Annotated in this window: 26 protein-coding genes and 1 pseudogene; 23 read left to right on the top strand and 4 right to left on the bottom strand. The window is 54.9% G+C overall.

Annotation, left to right across the window (positions count from 1 at the left end; translation table 11 throughout):
* Positions 1 to 170: 170 nt before the first annotated feature.
* The 11 genes from KZ483_RS18350 to KZ483_RS18300 all read left to right on the top strand — a co-directional run bounded on the left by KZ483_RS18350 (position 171) and on the right by KZ483_RS18300 (position 10,975).
* A complete protein-coding gene (locus tag KZ483_RS18350; protein ID WP_220353528.1) occupies positions 171 to 911 on the top strand; it encodes an ABC transporter ATP-binding protein in 741 nt (246 codons plus the stop codon).
* A gap of 46 nt (positions 912 to 957) precedes the next feature.
* On the top strand, positions 958 to 1,836 hold the full coding sequence (locus tag KZ483_RS18345) for an ABC transporter permease (protein WP_220348990.1): 879 nt from the start codon (positions 958 to 960) through the stop codon (positions 1,834 to 1,836).
* Positions 1,837 to 1,941: 105 nt separating this feature from the next.
* A complete protein-coding gene (locus KZ483_RS18340) occupies positions 1,942 to 3,033 on the top strand; it encodes an ABC transporter substrate-binding protein (protein WP_220353527.1) in 1,092 nt (363 codons plus the stop codon).
* Between the two features lie 94 nt (positions 3,034 to 3,127).
* Complete coding sequence (allB, locus tag KZ483_RS18335) at positions 3,128 to 4,528, top strand: allantoinase AllB (RefSeq protein ID WP_220348989.1); 1,401 nt, start codon at positions 3,128 to 3,130, stop codon at positions 4,526 to 4,528.
* Positions 4,525 to 5,817, top strand: a complete 1,293-nt coding sequence (locus KZ483_RS18330; RefSeq protein ID WP_220348987.1) for a Zn-dependent hydrolase — start codon at positions 4,525 to 4,527, stop codon at positions 5,815 to 5,817. The genes allB and KZ483_RS18330 overlap by 4 nt, the downstream gene beginning before the upstream one ends.
* Positions 5,814 to 7,097: an ArgE/DapE family deacylase gene (locus tag KZ483_RS18325; RefSeq protein WP_220348985.1), complete on the top strand. Its 1,284-nt coding sequence runs from the start codon at positions 5,814 to 5,816 to the stop codon at positions 7,095 to 7,097. Before KZ483_RS18330 ends, KZ483_RS18325 begins: the two co-directional genes overlap by 4 nt.
* Positions 7,094 to 8,047 carry a D-2-hydroxyacid dehydrogenase gene (locus tag KZ483_RS18320; protein WP_220348983.1) on the top strand — a complete coding sequence of 318 codons (954 nt, stop codon included), beginning with the start codon at positions 7,094 to 7,096 and terminating at the stop codon, positions 8,045 to 8,047. Before KZ483_RS18325 ends, KZ483_RS18320 begins: the two co-directional genes overlap by 4 nt.
* 281 nt (positions 8,048 to 8,328) lie before the next feature.
* On the top strand, positions 8,329 to 8,529 hold the full coding sequence (locus tag KZ483_RS18315; RefSeq protein WP_220348981.1) for a hypothetical protein: 201 nt from the start codon (positions 8,329 to 8,331) through the stop codon (positions 8,527 to 8,529).
* A 110-nt stretch (positions 8,530 to 8,639) separates the two neighbouring features.
* Entirely contained in the window at positions 8,640 to 9,011 is a 372-nt protein-coding gene (locus KZ483_RS18310; RefSeq protein ID WP_220348979.1) for a CidA/LrgA family protein, read from the top strand.
* Complete coding sequence (locus KZ483_RS18305; protein ID WP_220348977.1) at positions 8,989 to 9,681, top strand: LrgB family protein; 693 nt, start codon at positions 8,989 to 8,991, stop codon at positions 9,679 to 9,681. The genes KZ483_RS18310 and KZ483_RS18305 overlap by 23 nt, the downstream gene beginning before the upstream one ends.
* 130 nt (positions 9,682 to 9,811) lie before the next feature.
* The gene (locus tag KZ483_RS18300) at positions 9,812 to 10,975 is read left to right on the top strand and encodes a foldase protein PrsA (protein WP_220348976.1); all 1,164 of its coding nucleotides are present in this window, start codon (positions 9,812 to 9,814) and stop codon (positions 10,973 to 10,975) included.
* A gap of 229 nt (positions 10,976 to 11,204) precedes the next feature.
* On the opposite strand, the gene rocF is transcribed toward KZ483_RS18300, so the two are convergent.
* Both rocF and KZ483_RS18290 read right to left on the bottom strand, forming a co-directional pair.
* A complete protein-coding gene (rocF, locus tag KZ483_RS18295) occupies positions 11,205 to 12,110 on the bottom strand; it encodes an arginase (protein WP_220348974.1) in 906 nt (301 codons plus the stop codon).
* Between the two features lie 36 nt (positions 12,111 to 12,146).
* Positions 12,147 to 13,079, bottom strand: coding sequence for a proline dehydrogenase family protein (locus tag KZ483_RS18290; protein ID WP_220348973.1), 933 nt, complete (start codon positions 13,077 to 13,079; stop codon positions 12,147 to 12,149).
* Between the two features lie 280 nt (positions 13,080 to 13,359).
* Here KZ483_RS18290 and rsmD point away from each other — a divergent pair.
* Both rsmD and coaD read left to right on the top strand, forming a co-directional pair.
* Positions 13,360 to 13,947: pseudogene (gene rsmD, locus KZ483_RS18285) on the top strand (16S rRNA (guanine(966)-N(2))-methyltransferase RsmD); the annotation flags it as partial.
* 1 nt (position 13,948) lies between these two features.
* The gene (coaD, locus tag KZ483_RS18280; RefSeq protein WP_220348969.1) at positions 13,949 to 14,479 is read left to right on the top strand and encodes a pantetheine-phosphate adenylyltransferase; all 531 of its coding nucleotides are present in this window, start codon (positions 13,949 to 13,951) and stop codon (positions 14,477 to 14,479) included.
* 49 nt (positions 14,480 to 14,528) lie between these two features.
* On the opposite strand, the gene KZ483_RS18275 is transcribed toward coaD, so the two are convergent.
* Together KZ483_RS18275 and KZ483_RS18270 are read right to left on the bottom strand one after the other, a co-directional pair.
* On the bottom strand, positions 14,529 to 15,755 hold the full coding sequence (locus KZ483_RS18275) for a nucleoside recognition domain-containing protein (protein WP_220348967.1): 1,227 nt from the start codon (positions 15,753 to 15,755) through the stop codon (positions 14,529 to 14,531).
* Positions 15,756 to 15,907: 152 nt separating this feature from the next.
* Positions 15,908 to 17,149 carry a nucleotidyltransferase gene (locus KZ483_RS18270; RefSeq protein WP_220348965.1) on the bottom strand — a complete coding sequence of 414 codons (1,242 nt, stop codon included), beginning with the start codon at positions 17,147 to 17,149 and terminating at the stop codon, positions 15,908 to 15,910.
* 114 nt (positions 17,150 to 17,263) lie between these two features.
* Between KZ483_RS18270 and KZ483_RS18265 the strand changes: the two genes are divergently transcribed.
* The 10 genes from KZ483_RS18265 (at position 17,264) to rnc (ending at position 25,143) form a co-directional block, all read left to right on the top strand.
* Positions 17,264 to 17,767 (top strand): YceD family protein, encoded by a 504-nt coding sequence (locus KZ483_RS18265; RefSeq protein ID WP_220348964.1) that lies wholly within the window; start codon positions 17,264 to 17,266, stop codon positions 17,765 to 17,767.
* A 51-nt stretch (positions 17,768 to 17,818) separates the two neighbouring features.
* The gene (gene rpmF, locus KZ483_RS18260) at positions 17,819 to 17,992 is read left to right on the top strand and encodes a 50S ribosomal protein L32 (protein ID WP_188992574.1); all 174 of its coding nucleotides are present in this window, start codon (positions 17,819 to 17,821) and stop codon (positions 17,990 to 17,992) included.
* A gap of 254 nt (positions 17,993 to 18,246) precedes the next feature.
* On the top strand, positions 18,247 to 18,864 hold the full coding sequence (gene fapR / locus KZ483_RS18255; protein ID WP_220348962.1) for a transcription factor FapR: 618 nt from the start codon (positions 18,247 to 18,249) through the stop codon (positions 18,862 to 18,864).
* On the top strand, positions 18,848 to 19,837 hold the full coding sequence (gene plsX, locus KZ483_RS18250) for a phosphate acyltransferase PlsX (protein ID WP_220348960.1): 990 nt from the start codon (positions 18,848 to 18,850) through the stop codon (positions 19,835 to 19,837). The genes fapR and plsX overlap by 17 nt, the downstream gene beginning before the upstream one ends.
* A gap of 9 nt (positions 19,838 to 19,846) precedes the next feature.
* The gene (locus tag KZ483_RS18245) at positions 19,847 to 20,833 is read left to right on the top strand and encodes a beta-ketoacyl-ACP synthase III (protein WP_220348959.1); all 987 of its coding nucleotides are present in this window, start codon (positions 19,847 to 19,849) and stop codon (positions 20,831 to 20,833) included.
* Between the two features lie 110 nt (positions 20,834 to 20,943).
* The gene (fabD, locus tag KZ483_RS18240; protein ID WP_220348957.1) at positions 20,944 to 21,876 is read left to right on the top strand and encodes an ACP S-malonyltransferase; all 933 of its coding nucleotides are present in this window, start codon (positions 20,944 to 20,946) and stop codon (positions 21,874 to 21,876) included.
* A gap of 112 nt (positions 21,877 to 21,988) precedes the next feature.
* A complete protein-coding gene (gene fabG, locus KZ483_RS18235) occupies positions 21,989 to 22,738 on the top strand; it encodes a 3-oxoacyl-[acyl-carrier-protein] reductase (protein ID WP_220348955.1) in 750 nt (249 codons plus the stop codon).
* Between the two features lie 98 nt (positions 22,739 to 22,836).
* The gene (acpP, locus tag KZ483_RS18230; RefSeq protein WP_220348954.1) at positions 22,837 to 23,070 is read left to right on the top strand and encodes an acyl carrier protein; all 234 of its coding nucleotides are present in this window, start codon (positions 22,837 to 22,839) and stop codon (positions 23,068 to 23,070) included.
* A gap of 152 nt (positions 23,071 to 23,222) precedes the next feature.
* Positions 23,223 to 24,461, top strand: a complete 1,239-nt coding sequence (fabF, locus tag KZ483_RS18225; RefSeq protein WP_220348952.1) for a beta-ketoacyl-ACP synthase II — start codon at positions 23,223 to 23,225, stop codon at positions 24,459 to 24,461.
* Complete coding sequence (rnc, locus tag KZ483_RS18220) at positions 24,451 to 25,143, top strand: ribonuclease III (RefSeq protein WP_220348951.1); 693 nt, start codon at positions 24,451 to 24,453, stop codon at positions 25,141 to 25,143. Before fabF ends, rnc begins: the two co-directional genes overlap by 11 nt.
* Positions 25,144 to 25,348: the final 205 nt, after the last annotated feature.

Genomic DNA, 25,348 nt, shown 5'->3' with positions numbered 1-25,348 from the left:
AACTTACCTAATTGATAATGTATAGTATAAACCTTTAACCGTTTGTTGGAAATAACTAATTTCGCAAGCAAGAATTAGCTAGTTTAACCCATGACAGGGCTGAATCATCTCGATATCATGTTAATTAACATAACATTTACTCGAAGAGAGGTGGTATAGCGGTGAACGGCATGAAATTGGAGCTGCGGAACGTGGAGAAAAGTTACGGCGGAAGAAAGGTGCTGCACGATGTGAGCTTCTCGGTCGATCCGCATCAGTTTATATGCATTCTCGGTCATAGCGGCTGCGGCAAATCGACGGTTCTTAATATGATTGCCGGATATCTTCGGCCGGACAGGGGCGAAATCACCGTGATGGGAAAGCCGGTCGACGGTCCGTCGAAGACAAGAGGACTTGTTTTTCAGGAGCATGCCCTGTTTCCTTGGTTTAACGTCCTCGACAATGTGGCCTTCGGGCCTGAGGTCCAAGGAAGCTCCAAAAAAGCGGCGCGCGAGAAAGCGATGCACTTTCTGAAACTGGTCGGTTTGGCGGATTATGCGGCGAGCTATCCGCATCAGCTGTCGGGTGGTATGAAGCAGCGTGTAGGCATTGCCCGCGCACTGGCCGGTGAGCCGGACATACTGCTCATGGATGAGCCGTTCGGCGCGCTGGACATCTTGACTCGGGAAATGATGCAGATGGAGCTGCTCCGCATTTGGCTCAAGCTTAAACCGATGGTGCTGTTCGTAACACACAGCATCGATGAAGCGATTCATCTGGCGGACCGGATTATTGTGATGAAGGACGGCGCTATTGCAGCTGACGTTGAGATTGCGGATGAACGTCCCAGGAGGCTTCTGGTGCCCCATCTGGTCGAAATCAAGGAGCAGCTGGAGGAGATGCTGCTGAGGGAGCACCCGCTCGTATCGTAACGCGTTTGAGGTACTTTCCCGCTTAGGAGAGGAGTGAGCAATAGTTATGAAGGAACCGGCGTCAACGCTTAAGCCGCCTGTAGAACTGGCCAAGGCGGACAAAGGCTCGGCAGTCCCTTCGAACCGGTATCTTGGCCTGCGGTCCGGCAAAAGAGTGAACGGTCTGGTACCGATTGCACTGTTTTTTATTCTATGGGAGCTCTTGAGCCGGGCTAACCACTACATGGAATGGTTCAATCCGGTGTTCCTGCCGCCCCCTTCGGAAATTGCGACTGACGGATGGGCTTTGTGGCAATCCGGCATCATTCTTGACAGCCTTGTATCCAGCACCGGGAGGATCGCGGCAGGGTTTCTGATCGGGACGGCTGCAGCGTTACTGATAGCGGTATGGATGAGCCGCTTTGCGATTGTCGAGCAGTGGCTCGGGCCTGTATTGAATCTGATCGGGCCGATTCCGGCGCTTGCGCTTCTGCCGATCTTCATCATTTGGCTTGGAATCGGCGAATTTCCGAAGGTGCTGCTTATCGCATGGACGACTTTCGTTCCGATGCTGGCCTACACGCTGGATGGCTTGAAGTCGGTACAGCCGGCGCTGATTCGTTCGGCACTCAGCCTGGGAGCTGCACAGCGGCACATTTTTTTCAAAGTAACGCTGCCTTCGGCGCTGCCCAATGTGCTTGTAGGCATGCAGGTAAGCCTGGGGCTTGCGTTCTCGTCCCTGATCGTATCGGAGATGATGGGTGCGAAGGACGGTCTGGGCTACATTATCGTCGATGCCCGCAACTTTTTCAAAATGTCCAATATGTTCGTCGCGATCGTGTTGATCGGCCTCGAATACAGCTTGTTCTCGTACATGTTAAAACGGCTGGAGCGCAAGGTGATACGCTGGCGCGGGGACGGTATCCGTTCTGCCGTCGAGAAATAAAAAATATAACAACATTAGGACCCGGGAGGATTTACCTACATGAGAAACCATGCCAACAAGAAATTCGCTTCATCCAAAGCAAGGCTGCTCGCTTTATCCTTCATAATGCTTCTTGTCGTGGTGCTGTCGGCATGCGGTACGAAGAACGAGACGGCGAATGGACCTGCCGATCCGAAGACGAACGATGCCGCAAAGGCAAAGACGGAACCGGCAGCAGATCCAGCACCTGCTGCGGCCGAGTCCGCCGCAAAACCGGAGACTGTCAAGCTCACGCTCGTCGGCGTGCGCGACGCGCAAATTTCCTCCCAGCAGATTATCGCCGACAAGCTCGGCTACTTCAAGGAGGAAGGGCTCGACGTCACCAGCCAGCTTATCGAAAGCGGCCCGGATATCGGTCCGATGGTTGCCGGAGGAAGCGCGCCGGTCAGTATTCAAACGAACTTCATGGACATCATTCTAAAATCGAACAATGTGGGTGTCAAAATCGTTGCGCCGCTTGCTCAAATCGCCGGAACCCAAGCGGTGGTCGGCGGTAAAAACCTGAAGCTGACAAGCGCCAAGGACCTCGAGGGAAAGACGATCGGTATCCCCAGCGGGGCCGACGTGATGATCGCGATCAACAACATGGCGAAGGAGCTAGGTGTCGACGCGAAGAAGATCAAATATGTAAACCTTGCGCCAAGCGACGCGCTGACAGCACTGCAGAAAGGCGACATCGACGCAATGGCCGCCTGGGAGCCGTTCATCACTAAAGCGATCCAGTCAGGCGGCCATTTCCTCTTCAGCGGTACGAAAAGCGAGCTTCCGGATAAAAAGGGCGATGTGAAGTGGATGAGCGTTCATACGACCATGCAGGTCACCGACGACTTCCTCGCAAAAAACCCGGAAACGATTAAAGCCGTGCTGCGTGCACTCAAAAAAGCGACCGATTACATCAATAACAATCGTGCTGACGCGATCAAGCTGCTCGCGCCTGAGCTCCATCTGTCGGAAGCCGAGCTAACCGAAATCATGGGACGAAACGTCTATTCGATGGATGTCGACGACAGCTATGTAAACGGGAGCAACGGTAAGCCGGTCGGCGACTATCTGCTCAGTGTAGGGAATGTAAAATCGGTGCCGGCTTTCAATGAATACAATGATTTCTCGCTTCTTAAAGAAGTCGATCCATCGCTCATCAAGGTGGAATTGAAATAAGAGAATAATCCTTGAGGTCCCGCTTAAACGACGGGACCTGGCTTTTTCAGGAGCTGCTGCTTTGAATAAAATTTAAGGAGGAGGTGAGAGCACTGTGAGAACGGATTACGATCTCATTGTGACGAACGGTACCGTTGTACTGCAGGAAGGCGCAGTAAAGCTTGATATCGGCATTACGGACGGACGTATTTCGGCCCTTTCCCCTAGGCTTGACAGTAATGCCCGAATGAAATATGACGCTGCCGGAATGACAGTAATGCCCGGAGGAATCGATGTTCACGTGCATTTGAACGAGCCGGGCATGGGCCATTGGGAAGGGTTTCGCACCGGCTCGGCAGCGCTCGCGGCAGGGGGCACAACAACTTATTTCGATATGCCGCTGAACGGCCGGCCTCCCACCGTTACCGCTCAGACGTTTAACCTCAAGACTCAGCTGGCATCCGGACAATCTTCCGTCGACTACGCGTTATGGGGCGGCTTGATGCCGGGATTCCTCGACAAGCTGGAGGAGATGGCGGAAGCGGGCGCCATCGGCTTCAAAGCGTTTATGTCGTCGCCCGGTATGATGGAGGAAGGCGATTTCCGAGAATCGGACGATGCGACCCTGAAGAAGGGAATGGAGATAATCGCCCGCACCGGCGGCATTCTTGCCCTTCATGCCGAGAGCGAGCCGATGGTCGCCGAGCTGGCTGCTGCCGCGCGTGCAGCCGGTAAAACCGGCTCTTACGATTACTGCGCATCCCGGCCGGTAGCGGCGGAGGTAGAGGCGGTGAAGCGCGCATTATCGTTTGCGGAAGCGGCAGGCTGCAGGCTTCACTTTGTCCATATCAGCAGCGCCGAAGCGGCGGAAGCTATTGCCGAAGCCAGGCGCAGAGGCGTCGACGTTACCGCGGAGACGTGCACGCATTATTTGCTTCTGACCGAAGACGACCTGCCTGTTATCGGGCCTGCCGCCAAATGCTCGCCCCCGCTTCGCAGCCGTGCCGAGGTCGAACGGCTTTGGGGCTCGCTTCTGAGCGGTGCGCTGGGTATGGTGTCATCCGATCATTCACCATGCCCTGAAGCGATGAAAGAGAGCGCCGATTTCTTCGAGGCATGGGGCGGAATCGCCGGGGCGCAGCACAGGATGGAGCTGCTTATCGACGAAGCCCATCTTAAACGCGGTATTCCGCTGCCCCTTGTCGCGGACTGGCTTTCGGGACAGCCTGCGGCCCGGTTCGGGCTGGACGACCGCAAAGGCAGAATTGAGATTGGCCTGGAGGCGGATCTTGTTCTCGTAGATATGAATAGCGCTTATGAGGTGGAGCAGCACAGCTTGTACCAGCTCCATAAGCACAGTCCGTTTATCGGCCGAACGATCGGCTGCCAGGTGCAGGCGACATTTTGCCGGGGTGAATTGGTGTATGAGAAGAAAAGCGGTGTCCCGGAGCGGAGAGAGGGAATGTTTCTGGCTGCCTCCGGGAAGATGACAGGTGCAAAGAAGGTGAATGGATGAATGAGAGCTCTGCGCATTCCTTTATCCGCTCGCAGGCGGAATCGATCGGCCTGGAAGCCGAAGGGCGGCTGCTGAAGCTTGGCAGGTATGGCGCCGAACCGGCGGGAGGCGTGACCCGGCTTCTATATACGCCGGCGTGGGCGGAGGCGCAGCGATCGCTTGCATTGCAAATGCAGGAAGACGGCTTGGACGTCCGTTTCGACCGTGTAGGCAATCTGTACGGGAGGCTGGAAGGGGATGCGGGCTCCGGGGGAGTCATTGTAACCGGCTCTCATATCGATACGGTGGTCGGGGGCGGAATCTATGACGGCGCTCTCGGCGTCATCGCCGGGATGATGGCGCTTCGCAAGCTTAAGGAGCAGTACGGCAAACCGGTACGAACGCTTGAAGTCGTCTCCCTGTGCGAGGAGGAAGGAAGCCGGTTTCCGCTCACCTGCTGGGGATCTGGCCGAATAACGAACACATATGCGCAGGAGACGGCTTTCATTACGAAAGATGCTGATGGCGTAACGATGCATGAAGCGATGGTCGGCGCAGGTTTTGGCATTAACGGGGCTGAGCCGGCAAGATCAGATATTGCCGCATTTGTGGAGCTGCATATCGAACAGGGCGGGCGGCTTGAGCATGAAGGCCTTGCGATTGGTATCGTTGACCGGATCGTGGCCCAGAAGCGGGCGACGGTTACGGTTTCGGGCCGTTCCAATCATGCCGGCACGACGCCGATGCATTTGCGGCGGGACGCTCTGCATGCGGCAATCAGGATGATCGAGAAGCTGTATAATAGAGTTAGTCTGGCCGGAGAACCGATGGTGGCGACTGTCGGCTCGATGAAGGTGGAACCGAACATTTCGAATGTGATTCCAGGGAGCGTCGCGTTTACCGTAGATATGCGCCACCCGGACGATGCAGCGCTGCAGGGGTGTTTTAACGAATGTTTGACTGCATTTGAAACGATCGCTGCTGGATTGCAAGTCGATTTGGCTGTTAACCTCTGGATGGATGCCAAATCGGTAGCGATGGATGAGAGTCTTGTAGACGCGCTTCGCAGAGGATGTGAACGAAACGGCGTAAGCTGGCGCATAATGGCAAGCGGAGCCGGGCACGACGCTCAGCTGTTTGCGCCGCACTGCCCCGCGGCGCTTCTGTTTGTGCCAAGCAGCGGCGGAATCAGTCATTCCGCAGAAGAATATACATCTGCAGTACAGATCGGAACGGGAATCGAACGGTTGATGGAACTGCTGTACGAACTTGGTTACCGGGATGGGATTGGGAAGGAGATTGCACCATGAACGAGGATAAAATAAAGCTGGCAGCATGGCTGGAGCTGCATGAACAGGACATGATAGGGTTTCTCTCCCGACTTGTAGCGACGCCTTCGGATAATCCGCCGGGCGACTGCAAACGGATTGCCGAGGTTGTGCTGGAGCAGCTTGCTGCTTCGGGATTCGAGCCGAGGCTCGATATCGTCCCGGAGAGCGAAACCGCGGCCGCGGGCATGATTGAAGGGCGCAATGTAATCGCGGAAACGATTGTCGGAAACGGAGAAGGACCTGCCATAACGCTTAATGCGCATGGCGACGTTGTCCCTCCCGGGGAAGGCTGGACATATGATCCTTACGGAGCTGTTATCTCGGAAGGAAAGCTCTACGGACGAGGCGCTGCGGTATCCAAGTCGGATATTGCCGCCTATGCGTTTGCGGTGATGGCACTGCGTGAAAGCGGAATAGCGGTAGACGGCAAGCTTACGCTCGCCATTACTTTCGACGAGGAAACGGGAGGTGAAATCGGTCCGCAGCGGCTGCTCCGTCAGCAGTTGATCACCCCGCCCGATTATGCGATTGTAGCCGGGTTTACCTATGCGGCAGTAACGTCGCACAATGGCTGTCTCCATCTGGAGGCTACGGTTAAAGGGCGGTCGGCCCATGCGGCGATTCCGCATACCGGTGCGGATGCGCTTGAAGCGATGAACAAGCTATTGAGCGCCTTATACGAATACCGCAAGCAAATTTCCGTCCTTCATTCGGCGGTAAGCGGGATTGATTCACCTACCTTGACCGTCGGTCTTATCCAAGGCGGAATCAACACGAACGTTGTTCCGGACCGCTGCGTCATCCGTCTTGACCGGCGCATCATTCCCGAGGAGAATCCGGAAGCGGCCGAGGAAGCGCTTATCGCTGTTATGTCCGCTGCGGTTGAGGGCATTCCGGGCATCGAGCTGCACGTCCGCCGCGTCCTGCTGGCGCATCCGTTTCGGGAGCTAAGCGGCACACTGCCGCTTCTGGATGCGCTGCGCTCGAACTGGTCACAAGTGATGGAAGACGGAGAACTGCCGGTGCAGGGTGTACCGTTATATGCCGATGCCCGCCACTTTACGGAGGCGGGGATTCCGACCGTTATGTTCGGCGCGGGTCCAAGAACGCTTGAAGAAGCAAACGGCCATCGCGCAGATGAGCATGTTCTTCTGAGCGATTTATCGAAAGCGGCTCGAATCATTACTTTTACGTTATATGATATGCTAAAAGGGCAAGAACGATTTTCAAAGGATAAAATGGGGGCTGCAGTTATATGAACATCGTTGTATTGGACGGCTACACGCTCAACCCGGGCGATCTGACATGGGATGAGCTCTCCGCTCTTGGAACGCTCACCGTTTATGAACGGACGGCAACTGAAGATATTGTGAAACGGGCAGCTGGAGCGGATGTGGTGCTCACAAACAAAACACCGCTGTCTGCGGAAACGATCGGGCAATTGCAAGACCTGAAATATATCGGCGTGTTAGCGACCGGTTACAATATAGTCAATATCGAAGCGGCTGCCAAGCAAGGTATTATCGTCACGAATGTGCCGGATTACAGCACTTTTTCGGTCGTTCAGCTCGTGTTCGCATTCTTGCTGGAGAGGTGTCATCATGTGAAGGAGCACAGCGACGCCGTTCACAGCGGTCGATGGTCGGCCGGGCCGGATTTTATGTTTTCGCTTCATCCGCTCTATGAGCTGTCGGGAAAAACGATGGGAATCATCGGATTCGGACAAATCGGCCAACAGGTGGCCAGGGCGGCATCAGCCTTCGGGATGGATATCTGCGTACATACGCGTACCCCCAAGCAGGCGGCCGGCCTTGAGCACGTCCGATTCGTTTCTGTTGACGAATTGTTCGCCCAGTCCGATATCGTCACGCTCCATTGTCCGCTTACCGACGAAACTGCCGGAATCGTCAGCAGCCGAACTCTTGAATTGATGAAGCCGTCGGCATTTATCATTAATACTGCGCGCGGAGGCCACATCGTGGAGCAGGATTTGGCCGATGCGCTTCGCAGAGGACAAATCGCCGGAGCGGCGCTCGACGTGCTTTCCGTAGAGCCGCCTCCTGCGAATCACCCCTTGCTCGATACGCCGAATTGCTACATCACCCCGCATATCGGCTGGGCGACCGTAGATGCAAGGCAACGTCTGATGAGCATCGCCTCAGCGAATCTGCGCTCGTTTATGGAGGGGAATGCTGTGAATCGGGTATGAGAGGCACCCCCTAAATCCCCCTGAGGGGGACCCCAAGGGCCCCGGCCCTCTGGACACCCGGATATTTGTCGTCGGTGCTGCAGAGGCGCGTTCTATGGTAAGTGTGGATTTCCTCGCTTGTCGTCCCTTGCGGGACACGCTTTACCTTTTGATGCTGTTTAGTGGTGCTTCGCACACGGATTAACTAACGTGGGGGCCACAGAGGCGCATTCTATGGGAATTGTTTGGATTTCCTCGCTTGTCGTCCCTTGCGGGACACGCTTACCTTTTGATGCTGTTTAGTGGTGCTTCGCACAGGTGCTACCATTTCGGTGAGCACGGCGCTCGAAGTACGAAATAATGCCATAGGTGCGACTAATTCGATGGGCACGGCGCTGGAAGTAATGAATAGTGCCATAGGTGCGACTAATTCGGTAATAACTGCGCTCAATGTATCGAATAGCGGCACAGGTGCGACTATTTCGGAGAGCTCGGCGCTTTGAGTTCTAAATAGTGGCACGGGTGTGATTAATTTGGTAATTACTTGGTTTGAAGTAAGAAATAGTGGCATGAGTGCGACTATTTCGGAATTGCAAGCACGAGGAGGGTTTAGATGCGCGGATTTGCCATTATTATCGGGTTCGATGGGCTTGGATGGCTGTTGAACAAGCTGGCCGGCTTTCCGCTTCCGCCTCATGTTCTAGGGCTGCTGCTGCTGACAGCAGCTTTATTTTTGAAGCTTGTGAAGCTGGAGTGGGTGGAGGCGAGTGCGGTCTTATTGACACGGCATATGATGTTGTTTTTTGTGCCTCTGCTTGTCGGGGTTTCCACTTTTCTGCCGCAGCTTAGAGAGTCGTGGGCCGCAGCTGCCCTTAGTCTGACGGCCGGGACGGCTGCCGTTGTTCTGTTAACCGGCGGTGTCACGCAGGTTTTAACTTCAACGAAGAGGAAGGAGACCCCGCATGAACGGCAGCAATCTCTTTAACGATCCTCTCTTCGGGGTGTTCGTTACGGTTACCGCTTACGCTGCAGCTCTGCTTGTACGGCGCAGGCTGCGCTGGCTGCATCCGCTGATTACCGCTCCCGTTCTGATTTATTTTCTGCTGCAGCTGGGCCGCATCGACTTTGCGGATTACAAAGCGGGAGGCGACATAGTGACATTTTTTCTTGGCCCGGCCACAGTTGCGCTGGCGGTCCCGTTATACAAGCAGGCCATCCGTCTTAAGCCCCTGCTGCCATCGCTTCTGTTGGGAGCATTGGTCGGAAGTGCAGCCGGACTGGGCGTTAACGCGCTTTGTATTACGCTTTTGGGCGGTTCGGAGCTGCTGCTGAAGTCGGCGCTTCCCAAATCGGTAACCGCTGCCGTCTCCATAGAATTATCGCGATGGCTCGGAGGCTCGCCTGAACTTACGGCAGCATTGACGGTGATGACAGGGCTGTTCGGAAGCGTTGTCGGCCCGTCCCTGCTGCGCCTTGCCGGCGTCAACGACCGGATTGCCGCATCGGTTGCGATCGGCGCGGCATCACACGGGATTGGCTCCGCCAGGTTGATGGCGGATTCGGAAGAGGCAGGGGGCATAAGCGGCTTTTCCATGGCAGCCTGCGCCGTCTTTACACCTGTGCTTTTGCTGCCGGTGCACTGGTTTTTACTCTAAACGGACTAGGGATTTTTCGTGAAAAGATGTAACAATTTATCTTCTCTTAAGGTTTTTAGAACTCGAATCTGGTATGCTGACACAAGCGAAACAAACGCTGCACTCACATGCCTGAAGGGAGTTTTATGAGTTGAACGAGAAAGATAATGATTTGAACAAAGAGGTTAAGCTTCCGGAAACTGAAACCGATAATGCCGAGGGCGTTGAGCTTCAAGACAGGAAGCCCGGTAAGACCGCGGATGAGGTTGCAGATCTTGATGAACACTCAGCGGATGCAGATGCAGATACCGATGATCTGGAAACAAACGGTCGGGCCAACCTGACCCCTGCGGCTCCGGCTGCTTCCAGAAATAGCGGTAAAGCATGGATGTATATTGCCCTTGGTCTTGCTGTTTTACTGGTAATCGCATTGGTTAAACCGCCTTTCGTCGGTACTGCCGATGCGGATCCGGCGGTTGCGACGGTTAACGGAGTCGCGATCGGAAAGGACAAGCTGTATAACGCTATGGCTGATCTTGGCGGCAAGCAAACGCTGGACGGCCTGATTCAGGAAGAGCTGGTCAAGCAGGAAGCGGATAAAGCCGGCATAACGGTTGAGCCGGCAGATATTGACAACGAAATCAAGACGTGGAAGGGCCGCTTCAAGTCGGAGGCCGAATTTGATTCGTGGCTCCAGCAGAACGGGATGACGCTCGAAGATTTCAAGAAACAAATGCCGCTGCAAATTCGCATTCGTAAGCTGTTAGAGCCGAAGACCACGGTTACAGACGAGCAGATCAAGCAATATTTTGAACAGAACAAAGCATCGTTCGATACGACTGAAGAGGTTCGCGCATCACATATTCTCGTGAAAACGAAAGCGGAAGCGGAAGCGATTCTGACGCAGCTCAAGGCGGGAGCCGATTTTGCCCAGCTTGCGAAGGAGAAATCGATCGATCCGGGCAGCAAGGACAAGGGCGGCGATCTGGATTTCTTCCCGCGCGGCGTAATGGAGAAGCCTTTCGAGGATGCGGCATTCGCTTTGAAAACCAAAGGCGAGCTTAGCCCGATTATCCAGACCTCGAACGGCTACCACATCATCAAGCTTACGGATCGCAAAGAAGCGCACACCGCAACGCTGGATGAGAAAAAGGCGCAAATCAAGGATCAACTGGTTACCCAGCAAATTTCCGAGCTCTCACAGCAGTGGCTGGCGGATATTAAATCGAAAGCGAAGATTACGAATACACTGGAAGCGGCAAGTCCTGCGCAACCGGCAGCAACTGATTCCGCGGCTGCAACAAACGGCGGCTAACGACCGGCTTGAAGTTTCAATCGAATAGGCAAAAAAGGAAGACCGCTTGGGGCGATTCGATATCCCCAGGCGGTCTTTTCTTTGAAATTTCGGCAGGTTTATTTTTAACAAGCTATATCTGACTTTGAGATATAGATACCGAACTTTAAGGGACTGGCAGGAGGATGAAGAAAGCCTTCGCTTCTTGTTTACGGGAAGAAAAAATAATTGCGGTGAACCATGGCGGTACTTATAAAATTTTCTCGCCGAGCAGAGACCCGATCAACTCCACCGCGAGCCTGGCTGTTACCGGCGTGTTCTCAAGGAGCGGATTCACTTCAACGATGTCTGCCGAGGTGACTATGCGGGCGTCGTAAAGCATCTCCATAGCCAGATGCGCTTCCCGGTAGTTCAGTCCGCCTCTAACAGGCGTGCCGGTGCCCGGCGCGTCGCGGGGATCGACGCTGTCGATGTCGAAGCTGACATGGACGCCGTCCGAACCGGCAGATGCGATCCCGATCGCGTCCTCCATTACTCGCGCCATGCCGTATCTGTCAATATCATACATCGTGAAGCAGGCGATGCCGTGCTTGCGGATGAAATGCTTCTCGCCTTCGTCCAGCGCCCTGGCGCCAACGAGCACGATGCGGCCCGGCTGAAGCTTGGGACTGATACCGGCAATGCCGGTAAAACGCGGATCGCCCAGCCCGAGCCCGGCGGCAAGGGCCATGCCGTGCATATTGCCGGAGGGGGATGTTTGAGGGGTATTAATATCGGCATGCGCATCGATCCAGATCACGCCGAGTCGTTTCATTCGCTGCGCAAGGCCGGCAATCGTGCCGATGGCGATGCTGTGGTCGCCGCCAAGCGCGAGCGGGAAAGCGCCGCCCTCCGCCAGAAGCGCTACCTCCCTGGCGACGGCTTCGCTCATGGCGAGTGTGCGGCCCCAATGCTTCATTCGGGTCGACGTTCTTCGATCGGCGGCCGGGTTCGGCAGATAGCTGTTCGGCCTTGTTTCATATTGCAGGCCGAGCATCTGCAGCTTGCGTTCAAGACCGGCCAGAAGCACGGCTTCAGGTCCGCCGTCCGCCCCCCGCCGGCTTGCGCCCCAATCGAATGGAACGGGAAGGATGGCAACCGGTTGCAGCTGTTTCATATGTGAGTCCCTCCCAATCGTTTAAGCAGGAATCTCTTATTTGCGGATAAATACGCTTTTTACGATAAAGACGACATTCGCGGGCCTTTCGGCCAGACGCCGCACGAAGTACGGATACCAGCTGCGGCCAAACGGAACGTAGCTGCGTACGGTATAGCCCTCCTTGACAAGCGACTTCTGCAGAGGGGTTCTGATCCCGTACAGCATCTGAAATTCGAAAGCGGTTCTGGGCACCCTCCGCATCTTCGTGTAAGATTTGACCCAATTAATTATAGTCTCGTCATGCGTGGCAACCGCAGTATAGACGCCGCTGTCGAGGCGTGCTTGAATAAGCCGGCGCATATTGGCGTCCACCTCGGGCTTAGTCGCGAAGGCGATAGAACGCGGTTCCTTATAAGCGCCTTTCACAAGGCGCAAATTGATTTTTTCCGCCGTCAAATTTCTGACGTCCTCTCCGCTGCGGTATAAATAGGCTTGAATGACTGTTCCGACGTTGGCATATCCCTCAGAGCGGAGCGTTTGTACAATGCCGATCGTTGCATCGGTCCAGGGACTATCCTCCATGTCGAGCCGTACGAACAAGTTCAGTTTGGCCGCTTCCTTTACAACCGAACGAATGCCCGCCAAAGCTGCCCCCTTGTCAATCGCCAGACCAAACTGCGTCGGCTTCAGAGAGACATTGCCGGCGATTCCCTCGCGGCATATTGACTTGAGCAAATCGATATAAGCCAGCTCGCTTGATTTCGCTTCCTCCAGACTGGTCACGCTTTCTCCCAAGAAGTCCAGCGTGACCGCTATTCCCGCCTCATTGAGCCTTTTCGCCTGCGCAATGGCATCGTCCATCGTTTCGCCCGCTACGAAACGCCGGGCGCCGAGCTTCATCCCGTAACGCTGCGACAATGCGCGGGCAGCCTTATTGCCGGCAAGTCCGAGCAGGGCCGAGCGGAATAAGCGCGTCCCGATATCCACATGATCACTCCTTCCTTTATCGCCGGGACGATGAAAATAATGATCGAAAAGCATAGGGCCTTACCCCGCCGATGAACAAGCTTACAATTATGCCTGCTCATTATGATTATATATAAACAATAAGACCTCGTGACATGACAAAAAGTGGATGGCTTTGCTTCATGTCGGCAGCCGTCGGCCTTCAGGCAAACGGACTCGCCCGGGATTCTTTAACATCAGTGAAAATTTGTGATACGATAGCAGCAGTCGATACGCGAGAAGTTGGGAAAGGGGCAGACGGCAGTTGAGAGTTATAGCTGGCTCGGCAAAAGGCCGGGCTTTGAAAGCGGTGCCCGGCATGAATACCCGTCCGACGACGGACAAGGTAAAGGAAGCGATCTTCAGCATGATCGGTCCTTACTTTGACGGCGGGTGGGCGCTTGATTTGTTTGCCGGAACCGGAGGGCTTGGTATAGAAGCGTTAAGCCGCGGAGTGGAACGGGCGGTTTTCGTCGATTTGGAGCGGGGCAGCGTTGATGTCATCAAGCAGAATGTACAGGCCGCCGGCTTTGCGGAACGTGCGGAAATATACCGGAACGAATCGGGCCGGGCGGTCAAGGCTTTGGCCAAACGCGGTACGACCTTTGGTATTGTGTTTCTCGATCCGCCATACAGAATGAAAGAGATGGACAATCTAATGAAAGAGCTTGCCGAGCGCGGGCTTCTGGAAGCGGGAGCGGTAATCGTCGTGGAGCATGACGGCGAGCACCGTTATCCGGAGAAGATCGAAGGTTTCGAGCAGACGAAATGCACCCAATACGGCGATACGGCGGTTACGATTTACCATTACCGGCCGAAAGCCGATTCGACCGCTAATTTGGAGGAATAATATGTCGTCACAATCCGATTCATCATCCAGAATAATATCTTCCGGGCAGCGGGTCGCCGTTTATCCGGGCAGCTTCGATCCTGTTACTTACGGCCATATTGATATAATCCGTCGCGCTGCCAAGCAGTTCGATCACTTAATCGTTGCCGTATTGAACAATTTCAGTAAAAATCCGCTGTTTACGGTCGATGAACGCAAAGCGCTTCTGGCTGATGTGACGCGTGATTTACCGAATGTCTCAATAGACAGCTTCCGCGACTTGCTCGTTCATTTCATGAGGTCGCGAAACGCGGATGTCATCGTGCGCGGAATCCGTTCGGTCACGGACTTTGAGTATGAGCTTCAGCTTGCCTCGACAAACCACCAGCTCGACGGTGAAATCGAAACGATATTTATGATGACGAACCCGAAATATTCCTATTTAAGCTCCAGCATTGTAAAAGAGATCGCTGCTTTTCACGGAAAGGTGCATGATCTCGTGCCGCCGGAGGTTGAGCGCGCGCTTGCTGCGAAAAACGCCAAGAAAGATTAGTTGAGTATGGGTTTCCCAGGTTACGCCGGACGCCGCTGATGCGGCCTTTTTAACGCTTCAACCGGTTCGATGAGCCGAGCGAGATCAATGTCAGAAGGAGCAGGGCGCCGCCGAATATAAGGAGATTATAAGGCATGGCAGGCCAGAGGCTGTGCAAATCCCCCGCACGTATTATACCGCCGGGGGGCGGGGAGACGGCGGCTCCGTCATACTGCCTTAGCACAGGCGCAACCGTGGGCATCACCCGGGCGAGCGCACTCGTCAGCGGTCCCCATACGGCGAGTGTCAACGCGAAGGCGAGCGCGGATTGCACGGCCCGCATGGCGGCGAGCGGGCGGATCGACAGGTCGGTGCCCGATACGGCGCTGCCGGCCTGGAGCAGGGCGCTTATACCGCCCCAGCTTAATATAGCTGCTATGGCCGCGGCGTTCCATGCGGGACCGCCGGGCATCGGCATAACGGCGGCAGAATAAGCTCCGATATGGCTCTCGATCAGCCCGGAAAGAAGAAAGCCCGGCAGCGATTCGGGTACAAGCGGTTCGATAATCCGGACCAGGACTGCGCCGATCATCATAAAACCGCCGATGGCCATCAGCTTATAGACCGATAAGGTAACCGCATCGCCGAGCGTTTTGCCGAAGGTGCGGCCGTCCCGTCTCCTTGCATCGGCCATCGCGGCAGCTGCACGGCGCAGCAGCGGCAGTGCCCCGCCGCCGCTGCTGCGGGACGGCACTCGGGATAGCCGTACATCGCTTTGCACCATCAGAGCGGCGCCCGGTACGAAGCGTGCTTGTATAAGACCGGCAATTAATGCGGCAATCCATACGGAAGCGGCGATGGTCGCGCCGACCTCGGGCCGCCGCATAAATCCGGCGCCGATAACGAGCAGCATGAACAAGGGGCTTGGCATATGCGATAAGCTGAGCAGCCGCTGCCCTTCGGCTCGCGAAACCGCGCCGCGGCGCCGCAGGGCGGCGGTGGTCTCGGCCCCGGAAGGAAAACCGGCGGTCCAGCCCAGCGCGAGCGCAAAGCCCGCTTCGCCGGGCAAGCGGAACAACCGGCGCATCAGCGGCTCGAGCAGAGCGCCGATGCCGTGTACTGCGCCGAAGGCCAGCATCAGCTCCATTAGGGAGAGAAAGGGGAGCAGGCCGGGGAAGACAATGTTCCACCAGACCGTTAACCCCTGCAGAGAAGCTTGAAACGCTTCATCCGGCCGACTGATAATCGAAGCGACCAACGATATGGATAAGAAAGCAAGTATCAGTGTACGCGTCACCTTGATCCAACTCCACTCGCGAGATAGTAGCTTGGACAAAAACAGCCACTACATTCTACGCTTGTCTTACCGAAATTAGACCAATACGGAGAAACAGCGATACACTCAGCTTCAATTAAAAAATGTAAAACCGCTCAAAAACGAAAAACCGGTTACAGCGTAACCGGCTTCTCGTAATAATCGCGGAGGCAGTCGCGGGAGGTTGCATTCGGCCAAGCGAGCGAATATACCGATGTCGCCCGGATATCGAGCTCCAGATAGGTGAAGGGCTGCGGCGGCCGGGCGGCAGTGTGAATGACGGGCAGGCGCGCCGACGTTTTCATTCTCTTAAGGAGCTTGCGGCCCTTCCCCGTATATCCAAGCACCCGCAAATATTGAACGCCGCTGCGCAGCTTGTCCGGCGCGAGCAGCTCTTTGCGGTGTCCGAGCAGAACAGCGAGCAGCATTCGCTGCAGCTTGGTGCGCGTGTACCGCTTTGTCTTGAGCGCTTCCAGCAGTGGATCAACCTCCAGTGTTGACAGCCGGGAGAACGACCGCTTCAAACGGTGCTCGAGCCCTTCGCTCATTTCATGATAACCGGCAAGAAGCTCGATCGGTTCGCTGGCGATTTTATAGAAAAGCTGCTTTGCGAACGAGGGCCAGCCGAGCGGGCCCCGGCCGGCGGCGTATTCCCGCAGCAGCAGCTCCATTGTGGAGCGCGGAACATAGGGTGCGGCATCATCCGGCTTCCCCCGCTCGGCGACAAGTTTGCGTATGGCAGTAGCACTGGCGATTTGCGCATCGGTAATATCGGCTTGCAAGTAGCCTGCCTTCTCGCGTCGTACCGTATAGGGCTCGATCCGACTCCCGAGCCGCTCCAGCGCGAGCAGATAATGCAGCCCGAGCGTGTTGTTCGGCTGCCCGAGTGGAAACTCCGCCGCCTCCAGGTCGCCGGCGGCCGCCATAAACAGGCGGACTGCCTCGCTGTACGCGGCGGGATAGCTCGCGCCGCCGCCAAGCGTTTCCGCCATTAGCCGGCCGAACGGCTCCGGCTCATGCGCGACCGCCCGGGCAATGCGTCGCAGCGGCCCGATATCGCCGGCCTCGCTGCCGAAACACAAGGCGTCGACGACGCCTGTCGCATCCAGCAGCGCCACTGCGCCGTATGCGAACCACTCCGCGGACTGCGTCGCATAAGCCGCCGGCAGCTCGATCACCAAATCGCAGCCGCCGCGCAGCGCCATCTCGGTCCGCGTCCACTTGTCCAGCAGCGCAGGCTCGCCGCGCTGCAGAAAATTTCCGCTCATAACGGCGACGACCGCATCGCTTTTCGTTATTTTTGCCGATTGCTGCAAATGATATAAATGTCCGTTGTGAAACGGGTTGTACTCGACAATGAGACCTACTGTCCGCATGAATCGCCCTCCGAACGTTTTGGCGTATAATTTTCACTATATCATGGTGTGAAAATGTTGACAAAATGAACCGGGAATCGATATAATAAACTTTGTTTGTTTGGAGTGATGGTTATGGAGATTCAGGTTAAAGATTTATTGTCCAAAGGAATGAAAGTTCCGATACGCCGAAGTTTGGACGCCGATTGGCTGCGGCAGGTGCGTAAAGACGTCATCGGTACAAGCCCGCTCGAAGTGGATTTGACCGCGAGCGGAGAGGACGGTGTCGCTCATGTGGAGGGCGAGCTGTCGATCGAGGTCGAACTTGCGTGTTCCCGCTGCCTGGAGCCTACGAAGGAACGGATTGCCGTTCCGTTTCATGAGCGCTTCAAGCCGGCGGCGGCAATGGACGGCGGTTCCGAAGAAGAAGAGATTATTCCGGTTGAGGACGGCAAGATCGATCTTGAACCGTTGATCGAAGAGACGATCATGCTTTCTCTGCCTTTTGTCCCGCTGTGCGTTGATGACTGCAAAGGTCTCTGCCAAACATGCGGAGCCAACTTGAACGAGCAAAATTGCGGATGCTCCAAGGATCGTATCGATCCCCGGATGGCCGCGTTGAAAGATTTGTTTAAGTAAAGCAGACGCCGGCCGATGCGGGCGTCGAATTCTGTTAAGGAGGTGGGAAACATGGCAGTACCACAACGAAGAACATCTAAAACTCGTCGTGACAAACGCCGCACGCACTTCAAACTGGCGGTGCCGGGCATGGTGAAATGCGAGCAATGCGGAGAGTTGAAATTGGCTCACCGGGTATGCAAGGTTTGCGGTTATTATAAAACGAGAGAGATCATCAAACAATAGTGCTTTCAAGTAGTACTTCATCCCTGGTGAGGTGCTATTTTTTTGCCTCGAGCTTACGCTCTCAAGGGCTGCGAACGATTAAAAGAGCGGGAACTCATTGCTTCCCGCCGTATTCTTATATATACTGTTAGTACCTGGTTATAATATCTGATTGCAAAGTAAAACAGATTGCGTGTTTCTTCACAACGCACTGCTTCATAAACAACGCGGCCGTTGAAACGCGGCCAATATCATACTTAAATCAATAAGTAAAGGTGGTGCGGACCATCGAACGTCTTCCGAAAAGGCAGCGTCATCAGCAGCTTTCCCGGCTTATAGAAGAAAACCCGTTCATTACGGACCGTGAGCTGACACGTCAGTTAAAAGTAAGTATACAGACGGTGCGGCTCGATCGTATGGAACTCGGCATTCCCGAGCTGCGGGAGCGGTTGAAGCTGATGGCGGAGCGTTCTTACGATGCCGTCCGTTCATTGCCGCTTCATGAGGTTATCGGGGATATAGTCGATTTGCAGCTCGATCGGAGCGGTATATCCATATTTGAAATTCGTGAGGAACATGTCTTTTCCAGAACCGGTATCGCGCGCGGACACCACGTTTTCGCGCAAGCCAATTCGCTTGCCGTGGCGGTTATCAACGATGAGATAGCGCTGACTGCAACCGCGGATATCCGTTTCGTGCGATCGGTCAAGCTTGGCGAGAAATGTATTGCCAAGGCCTACGTCCGGTCGATATCGGGCGGGCAAAGCAAAGCGAAAGTCGAAGTGTTTTCATACGTTGGAGATGAAATGGTTTTTCAAGGTCATTTTGTCATTTATCGTTCCGCGGGCGAGTCGGTCATCGAAGGAGGAAATTCGAGTGCGGATCGCTATTGATGCGATGGGAGGCGACCATGCTCCTGAGCTTATAGTTAAAGGGGCGCTTGAGGCGGCGCTGGAGTGGCCGGATGCGGAGCTGCTTCTGGTCGGCGACACAGCCCAAATCGAGGCCCATCTTGGAGGAGTAAAGCCGTCCAACTTAACGGTCGTACATGCGGACGACGTCATTGGCCCGGATGAGGAACCCGTAAAGGCGGTGCGCCGGAAAAAAAGCTCTTCCATGGTAATGGCGGGTCAGCTTGTACGCGAGGGAAAAGCGGAGGCGATGCTCTCGGCGGGCAATACCGGTGCGCTCATGACAACGGGACTGCTCGTGGTCGGGAGAATCGAAGGCATTGAACGGCCGGCTCTTGTTTATATGCTTCCGACCGTGGATGATGTGGGAGTTCTTGCGCTTGACCTTGGCGCCAACATGGACGCCAAGCCCGAGCATTTGCTCCAGTATGCGATTATGGGCAGCATTTACCGGACGAAAGTTCAGGGCCTGCAGAAGCCGCGCGTCGGTCTGCTCAATGTCGGAACGGAAGCGATGAAAGGCAATGAGCTTACCAAGGCGGCATATGAGCTGCTGGAAGCGGCGCCGATTCATTTTATCGGAAATGTCGAAGCGCGTGACGTCCTTGCCCGAAATTGCGACGTCCTTGTTTGCGACGGCTTCGCCGGCAACATTATGCTAAAGGCGATGGAAGGAACGGCGGGGATGCTGTTCAAGACCATGAAAGAAGCTTTTACAAGCTCATTTATTAATAAAATGGCCGCTGCCGTATTGCGCCCCGGGATGCTGCGGCTGCGCAAGAAAATGGATTATAAAGAGCACGGCGGCGCTCCCCTGCTCGGGGTAAAAGGACTTGTTATCAAATGCCACGGCTCCTCCGATATAAAAGCGGTCAAGAACGGAGTGCGCCAAGCGAAAATGGCCATCGAGAGTCAATTGGTTCAATCAATCGCAGCGGAAATAAGCAGGAAGTGAGTGTGGAGCATGCAGTACACGCCGGTAGGCATAATTGGAACGGGCAAATATGTGCCTGAACGCATTTTAACGAACCGTGATCTCGAACAAATGGTCGAGACGAACGACGAATGGATCGTCACGCGTACCGGTATCCGCGAACGCCGTATAGCCGCTCCCGAGCAGGCTACGTCGGATTTGGCGTATCACGCTTCAGAAGCTGCGCTGAAGGCAGCGGGTATCACAGCAGAGGAACTGGACCTTATAATTGTGGCGACGATAACGCCGGATATGTTTTTTCCTTCGACCGCCTGTTTGCTCCAGGAAAAATTGAGGGCGAAAAAAGCTGCGGCCTTTGACTTGTCGGCTGCATGCTCCGGTTTTATTTACGGCTTGGCGACCGCATCTAACATGATTGCGACCGGAATGTACAAACACGTACTCGTAGTCGGGGCTGAATGCCTCTCGCGCATTACCGATTACACCGACCGCAACACATGCATTCTGTTCGGTGACGGTGCCGGAGCTGTCGTGCTGGGTCCTGTTGCGGAAGGACGCGGATTCCGCTCCTTCGAGCTTGGAGCCGACGGTGCGGGCGGAGAGCTGCTCAAAGTATGCGGAGGCGGATCGCGTCTGCCTTCCACGGAGCAAACCATTGCCGATAAACAGCATTACATCTATATGGCGGGAAGCGAAGTTTTCAAGTTTGCGGTCCGCATTATGGGCAACGCGGCAGAGGAAGCTCTGCGCAAGGCCGGCATGAATAAAGGCGACATCGACCTTCTCATTCCGCACCAGGCAAATATTCGCATCATTCAATCTGCGTTGAACCGTCTTGACCTTCCGGAAGAGAAAAGCATGATCAACCTTCATAACTACGGCAACGTATCGGCCGCATCGATTCCAATCGCGCTTGCTGAAGCCGTTGAGCAAAGCCGGGTCAAGGAAGGCGACTGTATTGTGCTTGTCGGCTTTGGCGGCGGCTTGACATGGGGAGCCTCTGTATTGGTCTGGTAACAAGTAAGGTAGCAGACCCGGGGGACGCCTGGGCAGAGGATAAGCCCAAGTCTCAGCGTGCCCGGGTATCTATAGTAATTACTTAATATTCGGTAAGGAGGTACGGCTTAGTGGGTAAAATTGCATTTGTTTTTCCCGGCCAAGGCGCTCAGGCGGTAGGCATGGGAAAAGACGCGTTTGATACGATAGATGCTTCCAGAGCGATATTCGAACGGGCCGATGAAGCGCTGGGTTTCAAACTCAGCGACATCATCTTCAACGGTCCAGACGAATCGCTTAAGCAAACCATTAACACCCAGCCCGCGTTATTGACAGTAAGCCTTGCGCTTCTCGAAGCGTTCCGCGGGCGGGGAATGGTGCCGGATTATGTCGCAGGCCACAGTTTAGGCGAATACAGCGCACTCGTTGCCGCCGGCGTGCTGTCGTTCGAAGATGCTGTGCGGACGGTTCGCGCCCGCGGCGAATTTATGGAACAGGCGGTACCGAGCGGGCAGGGGGCCATGGCTGCGGTACTCGGTGCAGAACGCGATGCATTGTCGGCGCTTTGTGCGGCGGTTTCAGCCGAGGCGGGAGCGGTTGAGCTCGCCAACGTGAACTGCCCGGGACAAATCGTCGTTTCCGGAACCGCAGCCGGTGTGCAGGCTATTGTCGAACGCGGCAAGGAAGCGGGCGCGAAGCGTGTTATTCCTCTTGAAGTGAGTGGACCGTTCCATTCTACACTTATGAGGCCGGCTGCAGAACGGCTCGAGGGAGTCCTTGCCGAAGTGAGCATGACTGATGCGGCCGTCCCTCTCGTCGCTAACGTCACCGCGCAAACGGTGACAGATGCGGCATCGATCCGCAGGCTCCTGGCAGAGCAGGTATATTCTCCGGTTCTTTGGGAGGACAGCGTACGCTTCCTCATTGATCAGGGAGTGGACACATTCGTGGAGATCGGCTCCGGCACAGTGCTCGCCGGACTAATCAAAAAAATAGACAAAAGCGTGACCGTAATCTCCGTTAACAGCACAGCCGCCCTCGAAGCTGTATTAACGCAAGCTTAGTACAAACGCCGAAATAGCCCGGGTGTCCTTATCCGGAGGAAAGCTTGCATCGAAAGCGCATAAGCTTAGAGGGATTTAGAGGACTTTTTACAAGGGAAAGGGGTTGTCAACGATGTTTGCAAACCTATCAGGCAAAGTTGCGCTTGTAACGGGCGCTTCCCGCGGCATCGGGCGCGCGATTGCGATTGCGCTCGCCGAAGCGGGGGCGGACGTCGCCATCAACTACGCGGGCAGTGAAGCGGCCGCGGCTGAAACCGCAAAAGCGGTCGAAGCGCTTGGCCGCCGGTCGCTTGCACTCAAAGCCAATGTAGGCAAGGCGGATGAGTTTGAGGCAATGGTGAAGCAGGTCGTCGATACGCTTGGCGGCATCGATATTCTTGTGAATAATGCTGGCATTACTCGGGATAATTTGATTATGCGTATGAAGGAAGAGGAATTCGATCAAGTTATTGAGACGAACCTTAAAGGAGTCTTTAACGGCATTAAGGCGGTCACGCGCACAATGATGAAACAGCGTTCGGGCCGTATTATTAATATCTCGTCGGTCGTCGGCGTCCTTGGCAATCCCGGGCAGGCCAACTACGTCGCTGCAAAAGCGGGCGTAATCGGGCTCACCAAAGCATCGGCGCGAGAGCTCGCTTCGCGGGGCATCACCGTCAATTGCGTGGCTCCGGGTTTTATCGAGACCGACATGACGGACAAACTGCCGGAAGAAATGAGAACCAAGCTGCTCGGCGATATTCCGCTAGCCCGCCTGGGCGCTCCGCAGGACATTGCGGCAGCCGTGCGGTTTCTTGCTTCGGACGCTGCGAGTTACATGACTGGTCAGACCATCCACGTCGACGGCGGCATGTATATGTAAGCGGTTATGAAAAACGGCTTTGAAGCGTTATCGAGGCGACAGAGTGTATGGCATTTTGTCGGCAATTCTCGTATAATACCATGGAGGAGGTGAACCGGATGTCCGATGTATTTGATCGTGTGAAACGCATCGTTGTCGACCGCCTTGGCGTTGACGAATCGGAAGTATCGCTTGAAGCGTCGTTTAAAGACGACCTTGGAGCTGACTCTCTTGATGTCGTTGAACTTGTCATGGAACTGGAAGACGAGTTCGATATGGAAATCTCTGATGAAGATGCAGAGAAAATTACCAGTGTGGGAGAAGTAGTGAATTACATATCTTCTCATACGTAAAATGTTACGACCAAGTCCCGTTTCCAACGGGACTTCTCTCCATCTAACGCTTTTTTTATGAATCATCCGGAATGAGCAAGCGCAATAGCGATTAAATAGATTATAACTATGCTGCGGTAACCATTATCGTTGTCCATCAGAGGTGAGAAGATATGAATCAGAGAGTGGTCGTTACGGGTATGGGGGTTATGACCTCGCTCGGCACCGATTTGGATCAGTTTTGGAGTAATTTGATGGAAGGAAAGTCCGGCGTTTCGCATATCGAAGCGTTTGATGTATCCGAATATCCGACGCAAATCGCAGCGGAAATCAAAAACTTCAATCCTGAGGAATATGTTGACAAGAAAGAAGCGCGCCGAATGGACCGCTTCGTGCAATTTGCTGTTGTAGCGAGCCAATTCGCCGTTAAGGATTCTGGGCTTGAAATCGGCTCGAACGTCGATGCCGAACGAATCGGCATCATGATCGGCTCGGGTATCGGCGGTCTCGGTACATGGGAAGACCAGCATAATATTTTGCTGGAGAAAGGCCCCAAGCGTGTTAGCCCGTTCTTCATTCCGATGATGATCGCCAACATGGCATCGGGTCAAGTATCTATCATAACCGGAGCCAAAGGCCCGAACAGCACGACGGTAACCGCCTGCGCAACGGGTACTCACTCAATCGGCGATTCGTTTAAAATGATCCAACGCGGAGATGCCGATGCCATGATTTGCGGCGGTGCGGAAGCGACGATCCGTCCGACCGGCATGGCCGGATTCTGTTCGATGCGCGCGATGTCCACACGCAACGACGAGCCCGCGAAAGCCAGCCGTCCGTTTGACATCGACCGTGACGGATTTGTGATGGGCGAAGGCGCGGGCGTGCTTATTCTCGAATCTTTGGAGCACGCTCTGAACCGGGGCGCGAATATCTATGCCGAAGTGATCGGTTATGGAATGAGCGGTGATGCGCATCATATGACGGATCCGGATCCGGACGGCGCTGCCCGTTGTATGAGGAAAGCGCTGAAGGACGCTAATATCGAGCCCGAAGACATCGACTATATCAACGCCCATGGAACGTCCACCGGCGTCGGCGACCGTTCTGAAACGATTGCGATTAAAAAAACGTTCGGTGACCATGCCTATAAGGTAGCGGTCAGCTCGACGAAATCGATGACCGGCCATTTGCTCGGCGCAGCCGGCGGCGTTGAAGCAGTTATTCTTGGCCTAACGCTGAAAAACAACGTTATCGCGCCTACGATAAACCTGGATAACCCGGATCCTGAATGCGATCTTGATTATGTACCGAACTCGCCGCGGCAGACGGATGTTCATATCGCACTGTCCAATTCGTTCGGTTTCGGCGGTCATAACGCCACGATCGTGATGAAGAAATATGAAGCATGACAGATTTGATGAGCTGCAGCAGCGACTGCAGCTCCGGTTTCATACGGCACGACTGCTCCGGCAAGCGTTTACGCACACTTCCTATGTGAACGAACATCGGCAGAGCGGTCTTGAGCATAACGAACGGCTTGAGTTTCTTGGAGACGCCGTCCTTCAACTGACGGTCTCCGAGTTTCTGTATCGAACTTTTCCGGAACGTCCTGAAGGACAGCTGACCCGGATGCGGGCCTCCATTGTTTGCGAACCTTCGCTTGCCCGGTTTGCCGATATGCTCGAATTAGGCGTACATGTGCTGCTGGGCCGCGGCGAAGAGCAGCTGGGCGGCAGACATCGCCCTGCACTGCTTGCGGATCTGTTCGAATCGTTTGTAGGCGCGATTTATCTCGATCAAGGGCTCGATGCGGTACGCTCTTTCCTTGCGCAACACATTTTCCCGCATATCGACAGCGATGGCGGTCTGCTTGTGAAGGATTTCAAATCCATGCTGCAGGAAAAAGCCCAGCATATATCTCTGGGCATGATCGAATATCGCATTACCGAAGAACGGGGCCCTGCGCATGACCGTGAATTTGTAGTCGATGTTCTTATAGGCGAGCGCCTGTACGGCACCGGTATCGGCCGGACTAAGAAAGAAGCGGAACAGCAAGCGGCCGCGGAAGCATGGCGAAAGCTTCCGGAGTAAGCTAATTTAAGCTTGCATCATATGGATCCTGGTAGCCTTATGGTAAACCGGGATTTTTTGCGTTCAATGGAGCCTGCGAGTGCAAGGACTGCGCAAGTCAAGGCCGGAAACCGCCTGCAAGCCGCAGTATCCGCCTGTCGGACAGCCATTTGGAACTGTCCTTTTCGATTAAGTATGATACAATAGTCGGGTGAGGTGAAGGCGA

This window comes from Paenibacillus sp. sptzw28 (assembly GCF_019550795.1).
Lineage (GTDB): Bacteria > Bacillota > Bacilli > Paenibacillales > Paenibacillaceae > Paenibacillus_Z.
The sequence above is the reverse complement of the archived record's forward strand: the minus strand, read 5'-3'. Positions and strand labels throughout refer to the sequence as shown.